A 21,340-nucleotide genomic window follows, 5' to 3' on the forward strand; every position below is an offset into this window, starting at 1 on the left:
ATCCAAAGTCCTTTAATTAAAGGGTCTTTACTTACCCGGAGGGGAACTCTGTGGCCGATCCGTTCCTGCCGCCGACCGACCCCCGTCGCCGTGCCGAACGCGGTCTGGCGCGGGTGTCCGCCCGTCGGCGGCCGCCCGAGCGGACCAAGGCGAGCACGCTGGACAGCAGGATCCACAATCGCGCGCTGGTTCTGGCGACGCTGTACCACCAGGGCGCGATGAGCAGATCGGAGATCGCGCGGACCCTGGGGCTCACCGCCCCCACGGTGTCCGCGCTCATCGCCGAACTGGAGGGAGACGGGCTCGTCGTCGACATCGGTCCCCGCAAGGGCAGCCGGCTGGGCAAGCCGGCAAGTGTGATGCGGATCGACGACGACGCCGCCCACATTCTCACCGTGGACCTGTCGGGCAGCGAGTACTTCAGTGGCGCGGTCCTCAACCTGCGCGGTGATGTGGTCCAGCGTGCCCGCGTGCGGTACGGAGACACCCTCGGCGAACCTGCCATCGAACTGGTATTTCAGCTTGTCGGCGAACTGATGGATCTCGCACCGCGGCGCATACTCGGCATCGGGGTCGGCTCGCCCGGCATCGTCGGCGACGCCGGAGTCATTCATCACGCAGCCCACCTGGGCTGGAGCGAACTGCCGCTCGCCGCACAGCTCACCGAACGGTCCGGTGTGCCGGCCTATGTCGGCAACGACGTGAACATCGCCGCCCTGGCCGTGCTGCACTTCCGGAACGCCAAGACGCAGAACCTCATGGTCATCACGATCGAGCACGGTGTGGGCGCGGGCCTGATCGTGGGCGGTGAACTTGTCGAGGGCGAGCAGTTCGCCGCCGGTGAGATCGGGCACGTAACGGTCGACGAGGACGGCGATCCGTGTATCTGCGGACATCGCGGATGCCTGGAGCCACTGATCGACGCGGCCGAACTGCGCATGCGCCTGGCCGGCCGTGACCCGTCCGAACGCGACGCCGTACTCGCCGACGCGGGCCGGGCACTGGGCTCCGTCCTCGCCCCGATCAGCAGTGTGCTCAACCTCAACGAGATCGCCCTGCTGGGCCCGCCCGACCTTGTCGAGGGCTCCTTCCTCGACGCCGCGGCCGCGGTGATCCGAGCGCGTACATACACGCCCATCAGTGCGTCACTGACCATGCGGTCGTTCGCCGGTGACTCGGACCTGATCCTGCTCGGCGGGGCCAGCATCGTCCTCTCCGGCGAGCTGGGCGTGTGGTGAGACACGAGCCCGTGCCCGATTGCTGCCGGCCCGCTCCTCTTCCTCTTCTCTGAACCCGCTCTTCCCGGAGCCACTTCCTCCAAGCCCCCCTTTTCTCCAGGAGTTTCCATGACACGTAAAGGCATGCGGTGCAGCGCACTCGTGGCCGTCACGCTCACCGCGGCCCTCGGCGCGAGTGCCTGTTCGGGGTCGGCGGGCAGGGACTCGGGCGGCGACTCGAAGCCCCGGTCGGTCCCCGCCGTCAGGAGTGAGGGGAAGACCCTGACCGTGTGGGTGATGGATGGTGACTACTCCGAAGCCACGCTCAAGGCGATGAACGACCGGTTCACCGAGCAGACCGGCGCCAAGGCGAAGGTGGAGGTCCAGAACTGGGACGGCATCACCACCAAGATCACCACCGCGCTCGCGACGTCGACCCCGCCGGACGTCATCGACATAGGCAACACGCAGGTGGCGAGCTTCGCCGCCAGCGGAGGGCTGATGGACCTCACCCCGTACACCAAGGACCTCAGGCAGGGCCAGTCCTGGCTGGCCGGCCTCGAAGAGCCCGCGACGGTGGACGGACGGCTGTACGCCGTGCCCTCGTTCGCCGGAGCCCGCGCGGTGATCTACAACAAGAAGATCTGGGCCGAGGCCGGTGTGAAGACCGTCCCCACCACCTTCGGTGAACTGACCAGTACCTTGCGCAAGATCCGCGCCGACAACCCCGCCCCCGACTTCTCACCCTTCTACCTGCCGGGCCGGTACTGGCACACCGGTGTGCAGTTCGTGTGGGACGCGGGCGGCGACATCGCGGCGAAGCAGGGCTCCGCCTGGAAGGGGACGCTCGGCACCGAAGCGGCGCAGCGCGGGCTGAACGAGTACAAGCAGTTCCAGAACGAGTTCTCCGCGCCGTCCACCCGCACCATCGACACGCTCAACCCCGACCAGACCCGGGTCTTCGCGGACGGCAAGGCATCGGCGATGAGCGCGACCAACGCCACGATCGCCCTCATCAAGAAGGCCAACCCCGCCTTCAAGGAATCCGACCTCGGGACCTTCCCGTTCCCGGGCAGGTCCGGCAAGTCCCAGCCGGTGATGCTCGGCGGCTCCGACTGGGGCATCGCCGCCAAGAGCGCCAACTCGGACCTCGCGCTGCAGTGGGTGAAGATCGCGACCGCGCCGGACGTGCAGAAGCAGTGGATCGCCGGCAACGACGGTTGGATCCCCAACAGCGCGGGGGCGGTCAAGGCCGCCCGCAACGAGGCCGAACCCCTGTTCCGGGGGTTCTTCGACGCGGCCCTGCGGTCCAAGGCCACCCCGGCCGCCGCCGACTGGGCGGCAGTGGAGGGAAACAAGGACATCGACAAGGTGTTCTCCTCCATCGCCTCCGGGACCAGGAACCCGAAGCAGGCGGCCGACACCTTCGAAGAGACAGCGGGCAAGGTTCTCAATGCCCAGCACTGAGCAGACCGTGCGCGGCAACCCGAAGGCGGCGTTCCCGCCGTCCAGGCCAGGGCGCGAGGTCGATGCCCGGCCGCGGCGCCCCGGCGGTGCGGGAACATGTACCGCCTCCGCTCGGCACCGCGGCCCGTGGGTGGCATGGTGGCTGCTGACCCCCGCCGGGCTGGTGATGCTGGCCGTCACCGTCGCGCCGATCGCCTTCCTCGTCTACGCGTCGTTCACCGACTACGATCAACGCTCCCTGTTCACCGGCGCGTTCGACGTCGTCGGCACCCGGCAGTACACCGACCTCCTGTCGCAGTCGGAGTTCTGGGACGCCCTGACCCGGACCGTCGTGTTCACCGCCGCGATGGTGACGGGAAGCATGGCCGTGGGAGCCGGCGTCGCCCAGCTCCTCACCCGGCTGGGGACGGCCATGCGTATGACCGTCACCATCGTCCTCATCCTCGCCTGGGCGATGCCGACGGTCGCCTCCTCCCTCGTGTGGAAGTGGCTCTTCCAGCCCGGATACGGCGTGGTCAACTGGCTGCTCACCCAGACCGGCCTGTTCGGCGACATGACCAACACCGACTGGTCCAACAGTGCGCCCCTGGCCTATCTGTCCATCTGGCTGCTCATCGTCTGGCAGGCCGTACCGTTCATCGCGCTCACCCTTTACGCCGCGCTGAGCCAGATGCCGTCCGAGCTGCAGGAGGCAGCCCGGCTCGACGGGGCCGGCGAGTGGCGCCTGTGGTGGTCGGTCACCCTCCCGTTCCTCCGGCCGACACTGACACTGGTGACCCTGATGTCGGTGATCTGGGACTTCAACGTCTTCAACCAGATCTGGCTCGTCTCGGCCGGAGGGCCCGACTCGGCGACAACCACGCTGGGGGTCTTCGCCTACCGGACCGCCTTCGTGGCCTTCCGCGTCGGCCAGGGCGCGGCACTGTCCGTCGTCACGACCGTCATGCTGCTCGCCGTCACCGCTCTGTACATCCGACGCCTGCTGCGCTCCGGGGAGGACCTGTGACCATGCTCCGAACACGCGGCGCCCGCTCAACCGCGGCCCGGGGCCGGCTGCTCAGCAACAGCCTGGCCATCGTGTTCTGTCTCGTATGGCTGTTCCCGGTCTACTGGATGGTCAACACCGCGCTCAAGCCCCGCTCCGAGGCGATGACGGCGACTCCGCAGTTCTGGCCGAGCTCGCCCACCCTGCACAACTTCGACGTCGCGCTCAACCGGACAGGGTTCTGGACGAACCTGTGGAACAGCCTGCTCGTGGTCGGCGGAACAGTGCTCGTCGCCGTTGTGCTGGGCATGTTCGCGGCAGCCGCAGTCTCGCGGTTCCGGTTCCGCGGCCGGCGCACCGTCATGGTCGCGATCCTCGTGGCGCAGATGCTGCCGGGGACAGCCCTGCTCATCCCCACCTTCCTGGTCTTCAACGAGGCCGGGCTGCTGGGTACCTACACGGGTCTGATACTCGCCTACCTCGCTCTGGCACTGCCGTTCTCGATCTGGGTGATGCGGGGATTCTTCGCGGCCATTCCCGTCGAGGTGGAGGAAGCCGCCCGTCTGGACGGAGCCTCGACCTGGCAAGTGCTCTGGAAGATCCTCTTCCCGCTGGTGCTGCCGGGCGTGATCGCGTCGAGCATCTTCGCGTTCATCGCCGCCTGGAACGACTACCTGATCGCCTACACGTTCATGAAGGACCGGAGCCAGTACACCCTGCCGGTGTGGCTGGCATCCTTCACCAACCCCGCCAGCGGTACGGACTACAGCGCGCAGATGGCCGGTTCGGTCATCTTCTCCCTCCCGGTGGTCGTGTTCTTCCTCCTCATTCAGCGCAAGTTGGTCTCCGGCATGTCGGCCGGAGCAGTGAAAGGATGACTCGCTCGATGCTCCTCCCTCGCCCCGCATCAGTGCACATCGACAACGGCGAGTTCGTCCTCGACGCTTCGACCGCGATCACCGCCGCGCCGGAGCTGCGCTCCACGGCACGCTGGCTGCAGTCGGTCCTGCGACCCTCCACCGGCCTGGACCTGCCGCTCCTGCCGCTCTCGTCCCCTCCGCCTCTCCGGTCCGAGACGCGACACGTGATCGACCTGAGGCTCGGCGAGAACCTGGGCCCGGAGGCGTACCGGCTCCGGGCGACCTCCGACGGCGTCGTCATCGAAGGCGGCGACAGGGCTGGCGCCTTCTACGGATGTCAGAGCCTGCTCCAGTCGCTGCCCGCCGAGGTCCACCGCCGCTCCGGGGTGACCGGGGTGCGGTGGTCGATGCCCGCCGTGCGCATCGACGACGCGCCGCGGTTCGCCTGGCGCGGCACGATGCTGGACGTGGCACGGCACTTCATGCCCAAGCACGACGTGCTGCGCTTCCTCGACCTGATGGCCATGCACCGTCTCAACACACTGCATCTGCACCTCACCGACGACCAGGGCTGGCGGGTGGAGATTCTGCGCCACCCGAAACTCACGGAGGTCGGCGCATGGCGGCGCGAGTCCCCGCTCGGCGCGTCCCCGGACGCCCCCGGGGACGGGCGGCCGCACGGCGGCTTCTACACCCAGGACGACATCCGCGAGATCGTCGGCTATGCGGCACAGCGGCACATCACCGTCGTGCCCGAGGTCGACGTGCCCGGGCACTCCCAGGCCGCGATCGCGGCCTATCCCGAACTCGGAGTCGGCGGTGGGCAGTCGGAGGTATGGACGCGGTGGGGCGTCAACCCCCGCGTTCTCAACACCGAGGAGTCGACCGTCGACTTCTTCCGCGACGTCCTCGACGAGATCATGGATCTCTTCCCCGGCCCGGTCATCGGAGTGGGCGGCGACGAGTGCCCCACGACCGAGTGGCGCGAGGACGCGCGCAGCCAGGAACTGATGCGCGAACGCGGGCTGAGCCACGAGAGCGAGTTGCGGTCCTGGTTCGTGCGGCAACTCGGCTCGCACGTCACCTCGCGCGGGCGACGGCTCCTCGGCTGGGACGACCTGCTGGAGGACGAGGTCCCAGCTGGAACCGTCGTCGCCTCGTGGCGCGGCATGAGCGGTGCCGTCACCGCGGCGCGCAGGGGCCTGCAGGTGATCGCCTGCCCGGACGACCAGGTGTATCTCGACTACCGGCAGTCCGACAGGTCCGACGAGCCGATCCCCGTTGCCGTGCCCGTAACGGTTGAAACGGCGTACGGGTTCGACCCGGTGCCGCCCGAGCTGACGGACACGGAGCGCGCGCATGTCCTGGGCGGCCAGGCCAACATCTGGACCGAGCACATGGACTCACCACGGACCGTCGACTACTTCGCGTTCCCCCGCCTGTGCGCCGTCGCCGAGGCGCTGTGGACCGCGGGTGAGCGCTCGTACGAGGAGTTCCGCGGCCGTCTGGACCGTCATCTGGCCCGTCTGGACGCCGTCGGTGTCGAGTACCGCCGCGAGACCGGTCCCCTGCCGTGGCAGACCCGTCCGGGCATCGAGGGACGACCGTCGACGCCCGCCGAGCGGGAGGCTTTCATCGACGAGCTCGTGGCCGACATCAAGTCATAGCCCAGTGAGGACGCATGTGTCGGGTCCTGCCCGACGGCCGCCGTCAGGTGCGGCAATGCCTGCACCTGACGGCGGCCGGTGCAGGCGGTCACGGACCGGTCAGTGGGCGTTCTCGGTGGGCCGGATGCCTCGTGGGACCCAGGCCCAGACCGCAGCGGCGGCGACCAGTGCCAGGGCGGCCCCGACGGCGAAGGCCGGGGTCATGCCGTGGGTGAAGGCGCGGGCGACCTGGTCCAGGAGCGAGGCGCCGTGGGCGCCGCCGAGCTCCTGGGCGGCGTGGGCTCCCTCACCGACCGAGTTGTGTGCCGCGGCCGGCGCGGAGGCGGGCAGGCCGCTTCGGTACAGGGCCCCGGCCAGGGAGCCGAGGGATGCCACGCCGAGGGCGGCGCCGAGTTCGTAGCAGGTCTCCTCGATCGCGGCCGCACCGCTGACGTGCTCGTTGGGAGTGGCGGCCATCAGGGTGACCGAAGCCACCGTCGTGGCGAGCCCGGCGCCGAAACCGATCAGTGTGAGGGCAGCCGCCATGACGGGGTAGCCGACGTGGTCGTCAGCGTCCTGCGCCAGCCAGGGCAGGACCAGCCCCGCGGCCATCAGGACCAGGCCGGCCGTTATGACATGGCGGATGGGAAAGGCACGCATGAGAACCGGGGCGAGCAGGGAGGTGACCACCAGGGCCAGCGGCGCGGGCAGTACCCGCAGCCCCGCCTGGAGGGGCGAGTAGCCCTGCGCGTACTGGAACCACTGGGTGAGCAGGAACAACACCGCACCGAGCGCGACCATGCCCAGGAAGAGGACCGTGGCCGAGACGCTGAAGGCGCGGCTGGCGAACAGGCGCACATGCAGCAGAGGGTGGGCCAGTCGCAACTGACGGCGCACGAACAGCGCCAGGACGAAGGCGGCGATCGCCAGCATCAGCCAGGGCAGGGGCGTGGTGAGCCCGCTCTTGCCGAGCTGCTTGATACCGGAGGCAAGGGCGAGCATGCCGACGATGGACTGGGCGACGCCGGTCCAGTCCCAGCGTCCGGCGCGCGGCGCGAACGATTCGGGCAGCAGCCAGGCGCCGAGGGCGATGACGGTGATCGCGATGGGGATGTTGAGCAGGAAGGCCGACTGCCACCCGTGGTCCTCGACCAGGAGACCTCCCACGACCGGGCCCAGCGCCATGCCGCCTCCCATGACTGCCGCCCACACCGCGTACGCGAGTGCCCGCTCGCGGGCGTCGGTGAAGACGTGCCGCAGGATCGACAGCGTGGTCGGCATGATCGCGGCACCCCCGACACCGAGCAGTGCGCGGGCGACGATCACGTGCCATGCCTCAGTGGCGGCCACCGCGCCCAGCGAGGCCGCGGCGAACAGCGCGAAGCCGACCAGCAGGAGCCGCTTGTGGCCCCACCGGTCGCCCAGCGCGCCGGCGGTCACCAGTAGTCCGGACAGGGCGAGGGCGTACACATCGATGATCCACAACTGCTCCACGGCGCCGGGCTGAAGATCGGCGACCAGTGAGGGAAAGGCGACGTTGAGGATCGTGGTGTCCATGGCGATCAGCAGCAGGCTGCCGGAGAGGATCGCCAGGACGACCCAGCGGCGCGCGTGCACACGGTCTGCGACCGGGGCCACGGCGGGGCGGGACATTGAGACTCCAGAAGGTTGAGTAAGACGTTCAAGTCTTAAATGAGACATTAATGTATCACTGTCTTTTCTGTTCGGGCAATCAGGACGATGCTCGACGTCCGCATGCGAGCAAGAGGTCACGGCTGCGGCTGCGAGTGCGGTCACGGGTGTGGCCACGTCGAAAGCGCGGCCTGCGCTGCTCGTCGGCGTGGATCACGGAGTGCCCGTACCGCCTCCTCAGGTTTCGGGAGAGGGCGATGCCCCCGGGCAAGATCCGCAGGGCGTCAGGACCGAACCGCCCAGTGCGTCGTCACCACCCCACCGCGCGCGTACCTCCGCGACCGCCACCCGCCCAGGCGGCTGCCCGTGCTTCCGGGACTTGAGCCACGGACCGGGCGCGGAACCGGCCCGGTGGACTGTGGCGGGCCATCCCGGCAGGGCCGTCCTGGTGCGCGAGGGCGGCCGTACCGTAGCGGTCAAGGTTGTACACGACGGTTTGGTGCACAACCCCGAGTTCCGATGGCGATTCGCTCAGGAAGTCGAGTCCGCGCGCAAGGTCGCCGCAGGCTTCCGCCTTCTCCGGGAGCGAGTCAGTCCTGCTCACGTGAGCGAGTTGCTGGAGATCCAGTGCGTCCTGTCCTCCCCTTTCCTGTCCGGCCCGTGCTCCTGTCAGTGGCCCGGCCTACTGTAGGGACGGCAGTGGATCCATGATGATGAAGACCATGAACAGGAGTTCCCTTGACGACTCTGCCCGATCGGCCGAATACCGCGCTGCTCGTCATCGACGTCCAGAACGGGGTGGTGGCAGGCGCCCATGAGCGCGAGGGTGTGATCGCGAACATCAACACCCTGGTGCGCAAGGCACGTGTCGAGGGCGTGCCCGTCATCTGGGTGCAGCATTCCGACGACGATCTCGAGCGAGACAGCGAGCCCTGGCAGTACGTGCCGGAACTGGTGCGCCGGGATGCGGAGCCTCTCATACACAAGCTCTACGGCGACTCGTTCGAGGAAACCGCCTTGGAGGCGCTGCTCGCCGAGCGCGGGGTGGGCCGACTGATCGTGACGGGCGCCCAGAGCGACGCGTGCATCCGCTCGACGCTTCACGGGGCCTTCGTCCGCGGTTACGACGTGACACTGGTCGGCGACGCACATACGACGCAGGACCTCACGGCGTACGGCGCTCCGGCCCCGGCCCAGGTGATTGCGCACACCAATCTGTACTGGCAGTGGCAGAGCGCACCCGGACGCCACGCGGGGACTGTCGATACAGCGAAGGTGACGTTCACCGCGGACGCAGGCTGAGCCGTCACGGATCAGAGGGCCCCTGTTCTCGCCCGGGGCAACGTGGTGTTGCGTACGGGCGCGATGGGTAGCCGGTCAGCCGGGGTAGGCGGCAGTGTGGGGGTGTCGGTCGCTTGGGCGGTGGCCCAGGGGGCGCGAAGACGCAGGCCTCCTCGGGTCTCCGGAGCGCGCAGCGGCCAGGTGCGGGCCGTCTCCCGCGAGGGGGTGGGTGGCGAGCCGGCGGGCGAGAGCCCCTGGCGATGCCGACGGAGTTCGGGGAGTCGCCTATAGGCTCTACTTCGTGGCTACCGATGCGTTTGTGCCCTGCGATGTCGTCCGTTACGTTACTGAGATCTCGGCCGCCCTCGCCGGAGTCCGCCCCGACCTGGTCGGCGTCTACTTGCACGGCTCGGCTGTGCTCGGGGGGTTCCACGCCGCCCGCAGCGATGTGGACGTGGTGGCCGTCATCGCAGAGCCGGGCACCAAGGCCGACCAGCAGGCCATGGGCGAGGCGGTGGTGGAAGTCGCGGCGCGGTGTCCCGGTACGGGGCTGGAGATGAGCGTCATCACCGAGGCGACCGCGGCCAGCCTCGACTCCTGTCCGTTCGAGGTTCACATCCGCACCAACGCGACCGAGACGGTCGTGATCCCCGGGGCAGGCCATGCCGGTGACACAGACCTGGTCCTGCACAGCGTTGTGTGCCGTGAGCACGCGCTCGCCGTCTGCGGTCCACCGGCCTCCGCGGTCTTCGGCCCGGTTCCCGCCGACAGAGTGGGCGCCGCGATGGTCAGTGAGCTGCGATGGGCGCTGGACCATGCGACCGCAACGTATGCGGTGCTCAATGCCTGCCGCGCGCTGCGCTTCGCCGATGACGGGCAGCTGTGTTCCAAGCTCGATGGCGGCCGTTGGTATTTGTCCCGCCATGGTGACAACGCGGTCGTCACGGCCGCCCTCGCTCACCAACGAGACGGACATACGGGACCGGCGACACCCGCCGCCACCGCATTTGTGGCAGCAGCATGTGATCGCCTGGGCCTCCCTGGCCCGGTCCCGGGCCCTTCACGGTAGCTGCTGGCGGCCACCACGTGGTGGCGAACGGACCTGAGAGCTGTCCAGAACATGCAGGGCATCGGGGCATCACCCGAACAGGAACAGCTCCTCCGCACCTACGCGGAACAGGGCGTCGCGTTGGTGCCGTTCTGCTCGATCGCGGGCACCGGTCGTACCAGCGGTGCGACCGAAGACGACCACAGCACGCTGCACGCCATCGCCGGCGCCCGCGGAGTGAGCGCGGCGCAGATCCGACTCGCATGGACCCTGTACCAAGCCCCCACGTCCTGGCCATCCCCAGTACCGGGAACCCCGACCGCCTCACCCAGAACGTAGCCTTCGGAGCCTGTGCCTGTCGGAGACCGAACTCACTGCCCTGAATGCCGTTCCAGTACGCCAAGGATTCGGACACCGGCCACCCGAGCCCAGAAGCCCGGCGTTCTGACAAGCACCCAGCTCGATGCGGTGGAGGGCATGGAAACGGGCCAGGTTCCCTTGCGAGTGTGCACCTTCGTCCGGACTCCTGGCCGATGGGGGTGGACAGTCCTGCCGGATTCCCTCAATTTCCGGGACCGGCAGCACCTGCCGGACCGATGGAGAAACTTGCGCCGGGCGCTGCGTAGTCGACGGGACCGGCGAAGCGGTCCGAGGCGCGGGCGACCGCCTGCTGCGGGGTAAGGAAACGACCGACGTGGGTGACGATCAACCGACCGGCTCCGGCGCCGCTCGCCGTGTTTCCGGTGTCCTCGGGCGTGTGGTGCACCTGGTCACCATCGGCCGGCACCTGGGCGCTTTCAGCCTCGCACAGCAACACATCACACCCTTGGGCCAGTTGTGTGAGGTTCGCACACGGTGCGGTGTCGCCGGAATAGACCAGTGAGCGGTCCTCGGCGTCGATGCGTACGGCGAAGGCAGGGATGCCGTGCTCCACTGCCCGGCTGGTCAGCTTGAGTGCGCCGATCTGCGCCTGGTGGCCGTCATACAGCTCATGGACGCCGAAGGCGGATTCGACGGGGCTGCGCGTCGCGGTGTTGGTGAGGAAGCCGGCCAGTCGGTCAGCGATGCCCGGCGGCCCGTACAGGGGAATCGGCGCGGCGAGTTGAATGTCCGCGAAGAGTGCCGCGTAGTAGGCGGTCAACAGGTCCGCGCTGTGATCGGCATGAAGGTGCGAGATCCAGATCGCGTCCAGCTCGTCGAGACGGGCATGGCGCTGAAGCTGTGCCAGTGTTCCGCTGCCCGCATCCACCCAGACCCGGGTGCTGCCGCTGGAAGCCAGGTAGCCGGAACACGGGTTGTCCACGCTCGCATACGGCGTCGCGGACCCCAGGACGGTGAGATGGAGAAGATCGCTGGCCACCCGCGGAGTCTATAGACCTTGATCCGTAGCAACCGGCAGGCCCTTCACGCCGCGGCCTGCGTTCACCGTCTCATCGTCAGCGCACACAACTCACGATGATGCTCACCGATGGCCGCACCGCGTAGACGTCCGCTGTCAGTCCCGGACGAGACAGAACGGGTGTCCTGCCGGATCCGCGAAGATGCGCCAACTCCGCTTTCCGTCACCCTCGTCGAGCAGCGTCCCGCCGCGATTGAGGACGTCCTCCTGGGCTCGGTCCAGGTCCTCGACCGCCAGGTCAAGATGGAACTGCTGGGGATGATCGGAGTCGGGCCACCGAGGCGGCCGATAGTCTTCCGCGCGCTGGAAGGCCAGGACGAACACACCGTCGGTGTGGAGCGTTGCCCAGCCCTCGCCGAGCGACCACCGTGGATCAGGCTGGTGCAACACGCCGTCGAGAAGCGACTGGTAGAACCGGGACAGCTCACCGACATCAGTACAGTCCAGCACCACTCACTGCAGCTTGGCAATCACGAACGGCAGCCTCTCACGATGGCTGATCAAGATCCACAGCTTGAGTGCGGGCAGGTGTTCAGCGGCGCGAGAACAAGCATCGGCCGACGCCTCGCCAGTCCGGCTCGGACGCGGCGAAGGGCTTCATGGGGGAAGCACGACGACATCGAAGCCGCGGAACGCCGGACGTGCGGGGTGCCCCCCGTCTTTGTGCCTGAGTCGTCCGCCGAGTCTCGCCGACGATTCGGAGCCGAGGGAGGGCGTGCACGGGTCCTCGCGCAGTGGCGAACGCGGGCTCGGCGTTCTTCGTGAGCCAGTCGGCGTCCCGTCCGGGTCGGCTCGGGAACCGTTCTCCCGCATCCTGCGTGACCAGTTGACGTGTGGTCGGCTGATTGAGGGGATCGAATGCGAGTACGGACGATGGCGAGCGTCGCGGTATCGGCCTGTGTGGCGCTGGTGGCCTGCGCGTGCGGTCCTGAGAAGACGAAGGCGGGCACGGAAGGGAAGCCCTCGCAGTCGTCCCCGTCCACGCGGGCGGACGAGACATCGGCCACGCCGTCGGCGCCCGCTCGGACAAAGAAGCCGTCGGTCGGGCCGACGGGCGACCGGCCCGCGCCCAGGACGCAGGCCGGCGCGATCCAGCGGTACGAGCAGTACCTCCACGCCCTGGGCCGTGAGGACATCGACACGGTATGTGAAGTGGCCGGGCCCGGCGCGAAGAAGGCACAGGACGAGGGGCTCGGCCCGTGCACATCGACATACGCCGTCGTGTTCCAGATGATCTCTCCCGTGCAGAAGAAGGCCCTGCAGACCGCCACGGTCGACCCACAGCGCATCATTGTGCGCACACCCGACAAGATCGACATGCCGGCCGAGGCAGTCAGGGCCTCCGTCACCTTTTCCGAGAGTGAACTCGGCAACTCCACCCTGGAGTATCTGAAGAACGACTGGTATATCACCGACTGAATCGCGCCGTCGGCCTTCTCTGCCCCCGTGTCCGGCCGCGCCCGACGCATCCCGGGGCGGCCGCGGCCGCCGACGACCGGGAGACTGATGGCCGCTGATCACCGTTCTCCAGACAGCCGCCTGCGGAGTGCCCACCTCGGTAGCGGCGGTGGCGGCGAGGGTGATTGGGGCCGCGGTCTCTCCTGATGCACCGAGGCTGTCATCGCCGCCCGGTTCGGGCTTACCGGATAGACGACGGTGGTCATACCCACCCCGCCAGCTGCGGGTCTGCGGTGATACTCGATCAGCCGGTCGGTGACCAGCGCTTTCGGAGTGGCACCCTCGAATGTTGCTGCTTTGACAATGCGGTTGCGCAAAGTCAGGGGGCCGAGCTTCGCCGGGGCGAGGACATCGGGGACATCACGGGGCGCCGATGTGACCATCAGTCAGACATCCTCGCGCAGTACGACGGGACGGATCCCACATCAGCTGCGCAGCGACGGCATATCAGTTCGAGTCGTTCGGGGCTCGGGCTGTCGAAGTGTGGGGCTGGTCCGTGCCGCTCCGGGCAGTCGCGTCCTGCAGAACAGCACAGTCTCCCTGCACCTCCAATCGCGTGTGGAAAATGCACACCCACCCTTCGGCGGATGGCTGTGTTCTGCCTTGGGGCATCACCAGCTCGGCTCCCGCCAGGTCAGGCCGAGAGTGCTTGGTCTGCCCCCGTTCATCGGAATCGGAATGCGCCGACGCCGACGCCGACGCGACGCCGACGCCGGCGCCGGAGCAAGGGCCTCACCGATCTCACCGATCTCGCCGTGAGAGCCGGTGGTCGCCGATCACCTGCAGGCATGGCCCCACTGAAACTGAAGCGGCATCCCACGCTCCGAGCTGTCGTGACGCTTTGGCGTCACACCTCCCTCACGCTGACGGCAGTCCGGTGATGACGGGGCGCCTCGATCTCGTCGATCAGCGCGATCGCCAGGTCCGCGTACGCAATCCGACTGGCCGGGTCACCATGCTGAGCGATCTGGTACCGGCCGGTGCGCGTGCCCGCATGGTCGAAGTCACCCGCCGGGGCCAGATACAGCCAGTCCAGATCGCACCCCCGTAGTTCGTCGAGGCCTGCCGCGTGGCCGAGGGAGAAGGAGCGGTACTCGTTCGGGTAGCCGGGCTCGTCCATCAATGGGGAACCGGATGCACCGGGCATGACCGATGCGAGCCCGACCACCACGAGGCGGTGCACACCCACGTTGGCCAGGCCGGTGGTCAGGGCTCGGGACGACGAGGTGAAGAACTCGTGTGGCGGCACGGACAGGTCCGCGGCGGCACTGACGGCGGCGTCATGGCCGGCGGCCACATGCTCGATGCTCGCCGTGTCCGTGACATCCCCCGCCACGACCCGCACATCTGTCAGGTCGTTGTGGCCCGCAGGTTCGCGTACCACCGCGGTGACTTGATGTCCGCGTCGGCGCGCCTCTGCCACAACCTGCCGCCCGGCCCGCCCTCCTGCCCCGAAAACCACGATGTTCACGACGAGCCGCCTCTCACCAGGGCCGGAGCTCGTGCGCCCGGCCAGTCCCCGGACGCTACCGAAGCCCTCGGTTACCACGGGGATACTGGCTAGGGTGAGGCCATGAGGGAACCGTTGCCCGCCGACATGTTCGACGAACTGTGCCCGTCCTCACTCAATCCGATCCGATTCGGCGACAAATGGGCGGCGCTCATCATCCGCTGTCTAGAGCACGGGCCGCGCCGGTTCTCCGAGCTGCGCGTGCCACTGAGCCGCGTCACCCCCAAGGTCCTGACCCAGTCGTTGCGGTCGCTGGAACGAGATGGTCTGGTCAAGCGCACCGTCTACGCCGAGGCCACCCCGCATGTCGAGTACGAACTGACGCCGCTGGGCCGCAGCATGCTCCAACCGATAGCGGTAGCTTGCGCCTGGATGGAGAAGCATTGGGACGAGCTGCTCGACGCCCGGGAGTCGTACGAAGCCACCACTCGCCTGACCGCACCGGATAGTTAGGGCCTTGTCAGGTGGTGACGCATCACCTGCAGCAAGGGGAGCCGACTCGCCGTGGCAGAAATCGAGGTCACCTACGACAAGACCGCTTACGCAGCGTACGTGTACTTCACCGATCCGCAGGACGCGTGAACTCCGCACAGATGCCGCGGCCGCCGTTCCTACCCGCCCGGCGAAGGACCCGGACCTGGCGAGACCATAGAGCAGGCCCTACTCTGCGGGGTCCGCGAGGTACTGGGCATCAGAAGAACGCACCCCGACCGGTAGTCCAGGAGCCCCTCCTCATGTGGCCGCGCTGATGCCTTCCCGTAGTGCTGGATGCGTGCCCGGGGGTGGGCAGGCGTGGCGGCTGGGGGCTGTTGGATCCCTCACCGCGCCTACCGCTAGAGTGCGATGCTTGTTCGATTCGCCGCGAGGCGGACGGGGAGGGGGAGAGGTTTTGAGCGCACAACTGAGAGAAACCGCCAGTGAGTTGGCGGATATCTTGTGGCGGGAACACACTGTCTACCGGGAGCGGTCCGGCGGCGTGGTCATCCGGGGTGAGCATGTACGGCGGTGGATCAGCCTCGCTCCGGCCGGCGGCCGGGACGAGATCCTCGTACGCGCGGGGCGCATTCTGGACGGCGGCACTACCGCTCCGGCGCGTTCGGAGGCCGTGGTGCCCCTCTCCGCCGGTACAGGCGTGCTCGCCGCGACCTGCCGTCGCCTGCTCGCCGAGGCGGCGGCCGATGCGGCGCCGGTCCCGCCGGGACGAGAGCCTGGGCGCTCCAAACGCTCCGGGAAGGCCGCGCGGCCCAAAGGCAGCGGGAAGCACACCAGTTTCGGTTCATGGGTGGTCCTCGCCTGTGTCGCCGGTGTTGTTGCCCTGTACGTCTACGTCACCGCGCTGCACGGATAGCAACTGCTTCTCGGCTCCATCCAGGACTCGGCTCATGACGCCCTCCCGTACGAGTCCCTGCAGTCGTGAGCGCCGCACTCGCGGAGGCGGCCCGGGGCCGGCCCGGAGAACCACGGTGATCGTCGACCTGCACCAGCTGATCGTGATGTCCCGATGGCAGGTTGCCGTCGAGGATGACGAACGCCGTATTTCGGGTAGGTGTGCCACGCGCGGTCGTGCACTCACCCGGCACCGGCTGACGTCCGCAAGGGGCGTGGTTCGCTCGCACGTTCTGTACGACGTCACCGCCATGCCGGGAGACGGCCAGGAGCACTGGTTCTGCCACGCCGGCATCGCGTCCTGCGGCGGCGGTGACCTCGGCAACCCAGATGGCAGTGCCGAGCGACCAGGTCGGCAAGGAGCAATGAATCGAGGCCGCGTTCTGCCTGCGACATCGATGACTCTGCGCCACTGGGGCTTGTTCCGGTTCTCTCCTGTCTTGCGGACGTCGGTGCGGCGGTAGCCGGCGCCCTTGCTGCGCGGCATCTCGGAGGCCACGCGGGCCGATGGCGCGGCAACGCTGAGAACATTGCCACAGCGAAGGCCACAGGTAGAAGTGGTGTGCGCCAGGGGCACGCCGGAGATGGAGAGGCAGTTGACCGTTGATGTCCCGCTGATCATTCACGGTGTTCAGGGGAGTAACTCTTCTCACTTGGTCAGATCACCCGATCGGTGGGAATTCGTGGTCCGCCGACTTCATGCCGGATTGGTCGCTCAGCCTGTGATTTGGCCCCGTGGCGGCCGGTATTCGGGGGCCGCCGAACAGCAGCACCAATGTCGGCTCAGTCCTGATTTCCTGCTGGGCATGGTGCTTCGCGCTGGTCTCAAGGCGAGTTTCCCGGTCAGCGAGGCCGCGTGACGCGTACGGTGGGCTCGACGAACACGCCCCGCCCGTAATGACGGGAAAGCGCAGGCGGCAGGGACATGCACAGGAGGAAGAGCGGGATGACGCAGGCCGCGGCGAGCGAGTTGGACGATCGGGTCCTGGGACGCAGGTGGATCGTGCGCCTGGACCCCGCCGGGCGAGGCAGTACGGGAGTGCGCATCTCGTGCAGCCGCCCAGCCTGCCCTGAGCAACGCCTGCCGACCGCGGCCGCCGGTCGTGCGGCCGCGGTCGCCCACCTCAAGGCCCACCTGAAGGCCGCTGCGCCGCCTCGGGCCCAGGCGTACTGCGCGTGCAGGGCGGAGAGTTGCCACGCCCATATTCGCCCCGCCGACCGGCAGACGCGTTCCCAGCCCTGGCGGTGCGGCGGGGCGGCGGTCCTCGCCGTTGTCACCGACCGGGAGGGCCGTTGGTGGCAGGCCATGGAGTGCTGTTCACGCTGCGCGGCCGCCACCCCTGGCGCGACGGTCGTCTCCACCGCCCCCGCCGTATCCGGCCCGGCGGCCGGCCCCCCGGCTACTGCCGGACCTCCCTCAGCCGTTCCTGCCGGCGTTCCGCAGTTCTCAGACCATTGCTCACCTACGGGCGGCATGCCCCCGGTTCCTGCCGCCCGCCCCGCTGCTGCCGCCCGCCCCGTCCCTGCGGGGCGAAACCGCGTAAACAGGCAGATGATCGCGCAGCGCCTCATCCCGCACGGTCTGCGGCCCGTTGTCCTGCGCGACGAGCTTGTCGAACTCGGGGACATGTTCCGTGCCTACCAGCAGCGCACCGAACCCGACCTGGGGCTCCTCGCCGACCTCCATGAACGCAAGGCACGCGCCTTCATGGCCTGGGCCGATGTCACCGACGACATCAATTTGCGGCTTGAGGCACGGCGCGCCGAACAGGCCGCTGTCGCCGCTCGCTTCCAGCAGTTGCAGCGCACCGGACACAGCGCGGACGGTGACGGGCCGACGGTGGCCCGCCTGCTGGCCGTGCCGACGCAGTGGGAACACGCACGTTCTGTCCTCGCGCACGTGGCCGACCACAGCCCGCTTCCCGGCCCGGAGGCACGGCTGCTGGCGGTGATGCTGACCCTGCGCACCGCGCACGCCGGTACCGGCAATCTCGTCGGGCAGGATCTCACGACGCTGGGGCTGACCGATCCGGAGGGCCTGGTCGGGGAGCTGACCTGCTGCGGCTGGCTGGGCATCCCCGGTACCACCAGTGACCTGCTCGCCTCCCGGCCGGAGAACCCCACTACCGTCACTGTGCCCTCCTTGGTGCCCCATGCGGACGGTTCCGGACCGTTCACGTTCGGCAAGAAGATGAGGCCCAAGCTCAGCGGTTGGGCCCAGAGAGTCGTCGCGGACAAGAAACTCCGCAAGGCCAAGGCCCCTGCGGCCGTCCGCCTGCTGGCGATGACGTTGGCAACCCGGACCAGCATCGATGGGCGACTCGGTCCCGGCGGTCGGGGCATCGCTCTGGAGTCTCTCGCAGCCTGGGTCCCGGTGGATCCCGAAGAGCTGCAACGCCTGGTCGACCAGTTGACCGCAGCGGACTGGCTCACTGAAGCCAACCTCACCGACAGCCTGTTCACCGGTCAGTTGAGCGAACGCGTCCTCCCGCTCACCTGCCCTCTTCTCTAGCCGCACTGCCCCGGACCGGACCGGACCGGCTGGCACCGAACCCGTTCGAGCGAAGCGGCGATGCCCCCCGGACTGGGCAACGGCTGCCCAGATTGTTCTGTCGGGTCACCACCAGGGCGACCGGGATGCCCAGGTCCAGTGCGGTGATGCCTGGCCGGCGTGGCAAGGCACTCGGCCTTGTCGACCGTCCGGCAGAGGCGGGCCGTCGTCGTACTGCAACACACTCCGCTGATCGATGTAGGGCACCCGCGGCGATCCCACGCCCAGCGCCCTCCGCTCATGAGGCGGCTGCGGATACTCCCCCCGCGGGATCTGGCCCGTCATGCGCCACATTGAGGACGAGCGGCGGTCTCCGGCAGTGAGTCACACCGGGTCCGTGGGGCCGGCTTCGTAATCGTCGGCCTTGTCACTACGAGTTGTAGTACAGCCGGAGGAACTCCTCCATCGCCGCGTCGACGCCGACGCGGTCACCGGTGGCGAGCAGGTCGAGCAGCAGACCGCGGACGGTGGCGAGCCCCAGCCTGGCGCGACTCCGGGCCATGGCAGGGTCCGCACCTGCGGCAACCTCCGCGGCCATGAGTGGCTCGAGCCAGTTGTTCACGAGCCCTTCGAGGACCGGGGCGGCTTCGGGGCGGCCCCGCAGCGCGTGCCCGTAGATCTCGAAGAAGAGCCGCTCCTGACCGGCCAGTCGGGGGTCCGTCAGCTGCTTCCAGAGGAGCCTCGCAGCATCGGAGGGCGAGAGACCGGGTTCCAGGCGAAACCGGCACAGCAGGTCAAGCTGGCGCTGCTCCGACGTCCGGACGATTTCGACGAGCAGCTGTTCCTTGGAGCCGAAATAGTGGATCAGCATGCGGTGGCTGACGCCGATCGCGGCACCCAGACCGCGCAGGCTCAGATCCGCGAAGCCGTGTGCTGCGACGTAGTCGACGGCCGCGTTCATCAGTTGAGAGCGCCGGTCCCCGTCCTTGTCGGGCGCTGCCTTGTCCTCAGGATGCGAACCGTCCGTATTCACCACGTTGCGAGTGTACCAATTGGTACATGGCCTATGTACCGTGTGGTACATGAAGCCTGTCACCGTGTCGATCGACGTACCGCAGACGCCCGAGCAGGTCTACGGCTTCCTCGATGTCATGGCTCACCACGAGCGATTCACTGACCATTACCTGGCCGATTGGCGCTACAGCGGCCCCGGTCGCGGCATCGGATCGTGCGCCACGGTCACAGCCGCGCTGGGCGGCACGAAGACCCACGTCACCATCGAGGTCGTCGAGGCCGACCCGCCTCGGCGCGTCGTCGAACGGAACGTCAGTGCGGCTGGCCGGCGCCTGGCGCGTGGCACCTACACCATCGAATCGCTGCGAACAGGCGGAAGCCATGTGTCGTTCACGTACGCCTGGGCACGCGCCCCGCTCGCCGACTGCCTGCTGGCGCCCGTCGTCCGGGCCACCATGCGGCGCGCCAACCGTACGGTCATGCGACGCCTGGCCATTGAGTTGGATCGCCACGTGTCCACTGCCGGATCCTGAGCCGGTGCTTTTCGGCTTGTCTGCCCGGTGCAGGACCCGAGGGCCAGGTCCCTGCCCGAATCCGGGGCCGGACTACCAAGCCGGTGCCTGTTCGTAGGCGGATCCACATCCTTGGTTCTTGGCGCAGCAAGCCGCGTGGCATATGGGTCGTTCCCGCCCAGGCGATACCGGCCCGTGGCCCGCCTTCCAAGAAGTTGACTGTCTGCTACGTCTCGGGGTGCCGGTTGTGTATCGCCTGGAAAGAGGCGTCCTTATTACGGCGTGAGAAGTGTGGGGGCGTGGTCGCGGGCGGCTGGACAGCCGAGTCGGGTGAGGTTCGGCCCGGCTCGGCGGGGCGCAGGCACTGCGGGCACTGGAGACACCACGCTGAACCCGGGCCTGCCTGCCCTGCCCCTCAGGCCGTCGGGCGGGAGAGTTGCAGCGCCGCGGCGTTCCGTTCCCAGCCGGACCACAACGTGGCATCCGTGCAGTAGCCGCAGTCCGGGCCGAAGAACATCCGGCCGGCTGCTTCATCGCCCATCAGCCAATAGCGGAACCAGGCGGTGGCGGGGGCACGGAAGTTCCCGCCGTCGCCGATCGAGTCGAGATGGCCGGCGCCGCACCGCGCCCGTGCCGTTGCCCCAGATGATCACCGGATGGGATTCGCCGGACTGCCCCAGATTCTGCGGCCGGTAGAAGGCGTGCACGATCCCGATCTCCACACTCACGGCGTACGGACCCGGTGCACCCCAGTCAGTTCCGACGGACGGGACACTCGCCGCGGCTGCTGAAACCACCGACGGCGACCGAGCCGCGTCACTCGCCCCGACGGCGCCTGCGGACACCCCGGGTGCCGCACCTACCATCAACACGGCGGCGGCCAGAAGCCCGCCAATCGTAAGCCGTCTTCTCTTGCCGGACATGGCAACTCCTTCACGCATACGGCATGTTGCGCGTCCTCGCATCGTGACCAGAGCCATGATGGGATCTCGTCTTCCTCCTGTCTGTCCGCAGACGCCCAGTTGTCGCGCCGGATTCCTGGGCGTCTGCACAACGCCGCCGCACGTGATTCAGGGGCGGGGGTTGCTCCGACCGGCCGGCACCAGTGGCCGTGGCCGCAGCGCCCGCGGCACTCGTGCTTGTGCTCGGGGCTACTCAGAAGTTGTCCCATCCGGTGGGTCGGCTGCAGCGGATGACGGTGCAGGCGATGGTGGTGAGGAAGTGTTCGGCAGCTTGCGCGTGATCGGATACGGTGCGCAGCCATGGGCGAACTGATATTGATCAGGCATGGCCGGACCGCATGGAGCCTGTCGGGCCAACACGTCGGCCGCACCGAATCGGGCCTTGACCCCTGATCCTGAACACGGGTTATGCGGCTTCGGCCAGCGTAGTTGATGTTGTTCGGAGTGCTTGTTCGTAGGCGATGGGGCTGCG

The 21,340-nt window shown here is 68.2% G+C and carries 18 protein-coding genes and 1 pseudogene; 12 read left to right on the forward strand and 7 right to left on the reverse strand.

What is annotated here, in order from left to right; all coding sequences use genetic code 11:
• Positions 1–50: 50 nt before the first annotated feature.
• The 5 genes from ACIRJP_RS22810 to ACIRJP_RS22830 all read left to right on the forward strand — a co-directional run bounded on the left by ACIRJP_RS22810 (position 51) and on the right by ACIRJP_RS22830 (position 6,196).
• On the forward strand, positions 51–1,238 hold the full coding sequence (locus tag ACIRJP_RS22810) for an ROK family protein (RefSeq protein WP_404177043.1): 1,188 nt from the start codon (positions 51–53) through the stop codon (positions 1,236–1,238).
• Between the two features lie 108 nt (positions 1,239–1,346).
• Positions 1,347–2,684: an extracellular solute-binding protein gene (locus tag ACIRJP_RS22815; RefSeq protein WP_404177046.1), complete on the forward strand. Its 1,338-nt coding sequence runs from the start codon at positions 1,347–1,349 to the stop codon at positions 2,682–2,684.
• Positions 2,671–3,690 carry a carbohydrate ABC transporter permease gene (locus ACIRJP_RS22820; RefSeq protein ID WP_404177049.1) on the forward strand — a complete coding sequence of 340 codons (1,020 nt, stop codon included), beginning with the start codon at positions 2,671–2,673 and terminating at the stop codon, positions 3,688–3,690. The genes ACIRJP_RS22815 and ACIRJP_RS22820 overlap by 14 nt, the downstream gene beginning before the upstream one ends.
• A 2-nt stretch (positions 3,691–3,692) precedes the next feature.
• The gene (locus ACIRJP_RS22825) at positions 3,693–4,547 is read left to right on the forward strand and encodes a carbohydrate ABC transporter permease (RefSeq protein WP_356084876.1); all 855 of its coding nucleotides are present in this window, start codon (positions 3,693–3,695) and stop codon (positions 4,545–4,547) included.
• 8 nt (positions 4,548–4,555) lie between these two features.
• Positions 4,556–6,196 carry a beta-N-acetylhexosaminidase gene (locus tag ACIRJP_RS22830; protein WP_404177053.1) on the forward strand — a complete coding sequence of 547 codons (1,641 nt, stop codon included), beginning with the start codon at positions 4,556–4,558 and terminating at the stop codon, positions 6,194–6,196.
• Positions 6,197–6,295: 99 nt separating this feature from the next.
• Here the strand turns inward: ACIRJP_RS22830 and ACIRJP_RS22835 are convergent, their stop codons facing one another.
• Complete coding sequence (locus ACIRJP_RS22835; protein WP_404177056.1) at positions 6,296–7,828, reverse strand: MFS transporter; 1,533 nt, start codon at positions 7,826–7,828, stop codon at positions 6,296–6,298.
• A 717-nt stretch (positions 7,829–8,545) separates the two neighbouring features.
• On the opposite strand from ACIRJP_RS22835, the gene ACIRJP_RS22840 reads away from it, so the two are divergent.
• The gene (locus ACIRJP_RS22840; RefSeq protein WP_404177060.1) at positions 8,546–9,109 is read left to right on the forward strand and encodes an isochorismatase family protein; all 564 of its coding nucleotides are present in this window, start codon (positions 8,546–8,548) and stop codon (positions 9,107–9,109) included.
• A gap of 280 nt (positions 9,110–9,389) precedes the next feature.
• On the forward strand, positions 9,390–10,157 hold the full coding sequence (locus ACIRJP_RS22845; RefSeq protein ID WP_404177063.1) for an aminoglycoside adenylyltransferase domain-containing protein: 768 nt from the start codon (positions 9,390–9,392) through the stop codon (positions 10,155–10,157).
• Between the two features lie 541 nt (positions 10,158–10,698).
• Here ACIRJP_RS22845 and ACIRJP_RS22850 read toward each other — a convergent pair.
• Both ACIRJP_RS22850 and ACIRJP_RS22855 read right to left on the reverse strand, forming a co-directional pair.
• Positions 10,699–11,496, reverse strand: coding sequence for an MBL fold metallo-hydrolase (locus ACIRJP_RS22850; protein ID WP_404177066.1), 798 nt, complete (start codon positions 11,494–11,496; stop codon positions 10,699–10,701).
• A 135-nt stretch (positions 11,497–11,631) separates the two neighbouring features.
• Positions 11,632–11,988: a VOC family protein gene (locus ACIRJP_RS22855; RefSeq protein WP_404177069.1), complete on the reverse strand. Its 357-nt coding sequence runs from the start codon at positions 11,986–11,988 to the stop codon at positions 11,632–11,634.
• A gap of 405 nt (positions 11,989–12,393) precedes the next feature.
• On the opposite strand from ACIRJP_RS22855, the gene ACIRJP_RS22860 reads away from it, so the two are divergent.
• A complete protein-coding gene (locus tag ACIRJP_RS22860; RefSeq protein ID WP_404177072.1) occupies positions 12,394–12,954 on the forward strand; it encodes a hypothetical protein in 561 nt (186 codons plus the stop codon).
• A gap of 227 nt (positions 12,955–13,181) precedes the next feature.
• Here the strand turns inward: ACIRJP_RS22860 and ACIRJP_RS22865 are convergent.
• Positions 13,182–13,376, reverse strand: a pseudogene (locus tag ACIRJP_RS22865) (NADH:flavin oxidoreductase); the annotation flags it as partial.
• A gap of 464 nt (positions 13,377–13,840) precedes the next feature.
• Positions 13,841–14,464, reverse strand: coding sequence for an NAD(P)-dependent oxidoreductase (locus ACIRJP_RS22870; RefSeq protein ID WP_404177075.1), 624 nt, complete (start codon positions 14,462–14,464; stop codon positions 13,841–13,843).
• A gap of 102 nt (positions 14,465–14,566) precedes the next feature.
• Between ACIRJP_RS22870 and ACIRJP_RS22875 the strand changes: the two genes are divergently transcribed.
• The 3 genes from ACIRJP_RS22875 to ACIRJP_RS22885 all read left to right on the forward strand — a co-directional run bounded on the left by ACIRJP_RS22875 (position 14,567) and on the right by ACIRJP_RS22885 (position 18,401).
• Complete coding sequence (locus ACIRJP_RS22875) at positions 14,567–14,956, forward strand: winged helix-turn-helix transcriptional regulator (RefSeq protein ID WP_404177078.1); 390 nt, start codon at positions 14,567–14,569, stop codon at positions 14,954–14,956.
• Positions 14,957–15,434: 478 nt separating this feature from the next.
• Positions 15,435–15,851, forward strand: a complete 417-nt coding sequence (locus ACIRJP_RS22880) for a hypothetical protein (RefSeq protein WP_404177117.1) — start codon at positions 15,435–15,437, stop codon at positions 15,849–15,851.
• A 1,590-nt stretch (positions 15,852–17,441) separates the two neighbouring features.
• Complete coding sequence (locus tag ACIRJP_RS22885) at positions 17,442–18,401, forward strand: hypothetical protein (protein WP_404177081.1); 960 nt, start codon at positions 17,442–17,444, stop codon at positions 18,399–18,401.
• Between the two features lie 409 nt (positions 18,402–18,810).
• On the opposite strand, the gene ACIRJP_RS22890 is transcribed toward ACIRJP_RS22885, so the two are convergent.
• Positions 18,811–19,416 carry a TetR/AcrR family transcriptional regulator gene (locus ACIRJP_RS22890; RefSeq protein ID WP_404177084.1) on the reverse strand — a complete coding sequence of 202 codons (606 nt, stop codon included), beginning with the start codon at positions 19,414–19,416 and terminating at the stop codon, positions 18,811–18,813.
• Positions 19,417–19,462: 46 nt separating this feature from the next.
• Here ACIRJP_RS22890 and ACIRJP_RS22895 point away from each other — a divergent pair, with 46 nt between their 5' ends.
• Positions 19,463–19,927, forward strand: a complete 465-nt coding sequence (locus ACIRJP_RS22895) for an SRPBCC family protein (protein WP_404177087.1) — start codon at positions 19,463–19,465, stop codon at positions 19,925–19,927.
• 394 nt (positions 19,928–20,321) lie between these two features.
• On the opposite strand, the gene ACIRJP_RS22900 is transcribed toward ACIRJP_RS22895, so the two are convergent.
• Positions 20,322–20,447: a hypothetical protein gene (locus tag ACIRJP_RS22900; RefSeq protein ID WP_404177090.1), complete on the reverse strand. Its 126-nt coding sequence runs from the start codon at positions 20,445–20,447 to the stop codon at positions 20,322–20,324.
• Positions 20,448–21,340 lie beyond the last annotated feature (893 nt).

Origin of the sequence: Streptomyces sp. NPDC102437, assembly GCF_044765565.1 — a bacterium.
GTDB lineage: Bacteria > Actinomycetota > Actinomycetes > Streptomycetales > Streptomycetaceae > Streptomyces.

Bases quoted from the DNA above. Each gene is read 5' to 3' on its own strand.
- ACIRJP_RS22815 (WP_404177046.1), top strand. From the start codon at position 1,347: ATGACACGTAAAGGCATGCGGTGCAGCGCACTCGTGGCCGTCACGCTC.
- ACIRJP_RS22820 (WP_404177049.1), top strand. From the start codon at position 2,671: ATGCCCAGCACTGAGCAGACCGTGCGCGGCAACCCGAAGGCGGCGTTC.
- ACIRJP_RS22825 (WP_356084876.1), top strand. From the start codon at position 3,693: ATGCTCCGAACACGCGGCGCCCGCTCAACCGCGGCCCGGGGCCGGCTG.
- ACIRJP_RS22830 (WP_404177053.1), top strand. From the start codon at position 4,556: ATGCTCCTCCCTCGCCCCGCATCAGTGCACATCGACAACGGCGAGTTC.
- ACIRJP_RS22835 (WP_404177056.1), bottom strand. From the start codon at position 7,828: ATGTCCCGCCCCGCCGTGGCCCCGGTCGCAGACCGTGTGCACGCGCGC.
- ACIRJP_RS22860 (WP_404177072.1), top strand. From the start codon at position 12,394: ATGCGAGTACGGACGATGGCGAGCGTCGCGGTATCGGCCTGTGTGGCG.
- ACIRJP_RS22875 (WP_404177078.1), top strand. From the start codon at position 14,567: ATGAGGGAACCGTTGCCCGCCGACATGTTCGACGAACTGTGCCCGTCC.
- ACIRJP_RS22885 (WP_404177081.1), top strand. From the start codon at position 17,442: ATGATCGCGCAGCGCCTCATCCCGCACGGTCTGCGGCCCGTTGTCCTG.
- ACIRJP_RS22895 (WP_404177087.1), top strand. From the start codon at position 19,463: ATGAAGCCTGTCACCGTGTCGATCGACGTACCGCAGACGCCCGAGCAG.
- ACIRJP_RS22900 (WP_404177090.1), bottom strand. From the start codon at position 20,447: ATGGGCGATGAAGCAGCCGGCCGGATGTTCTTCGGCCCGGACTGCGGC.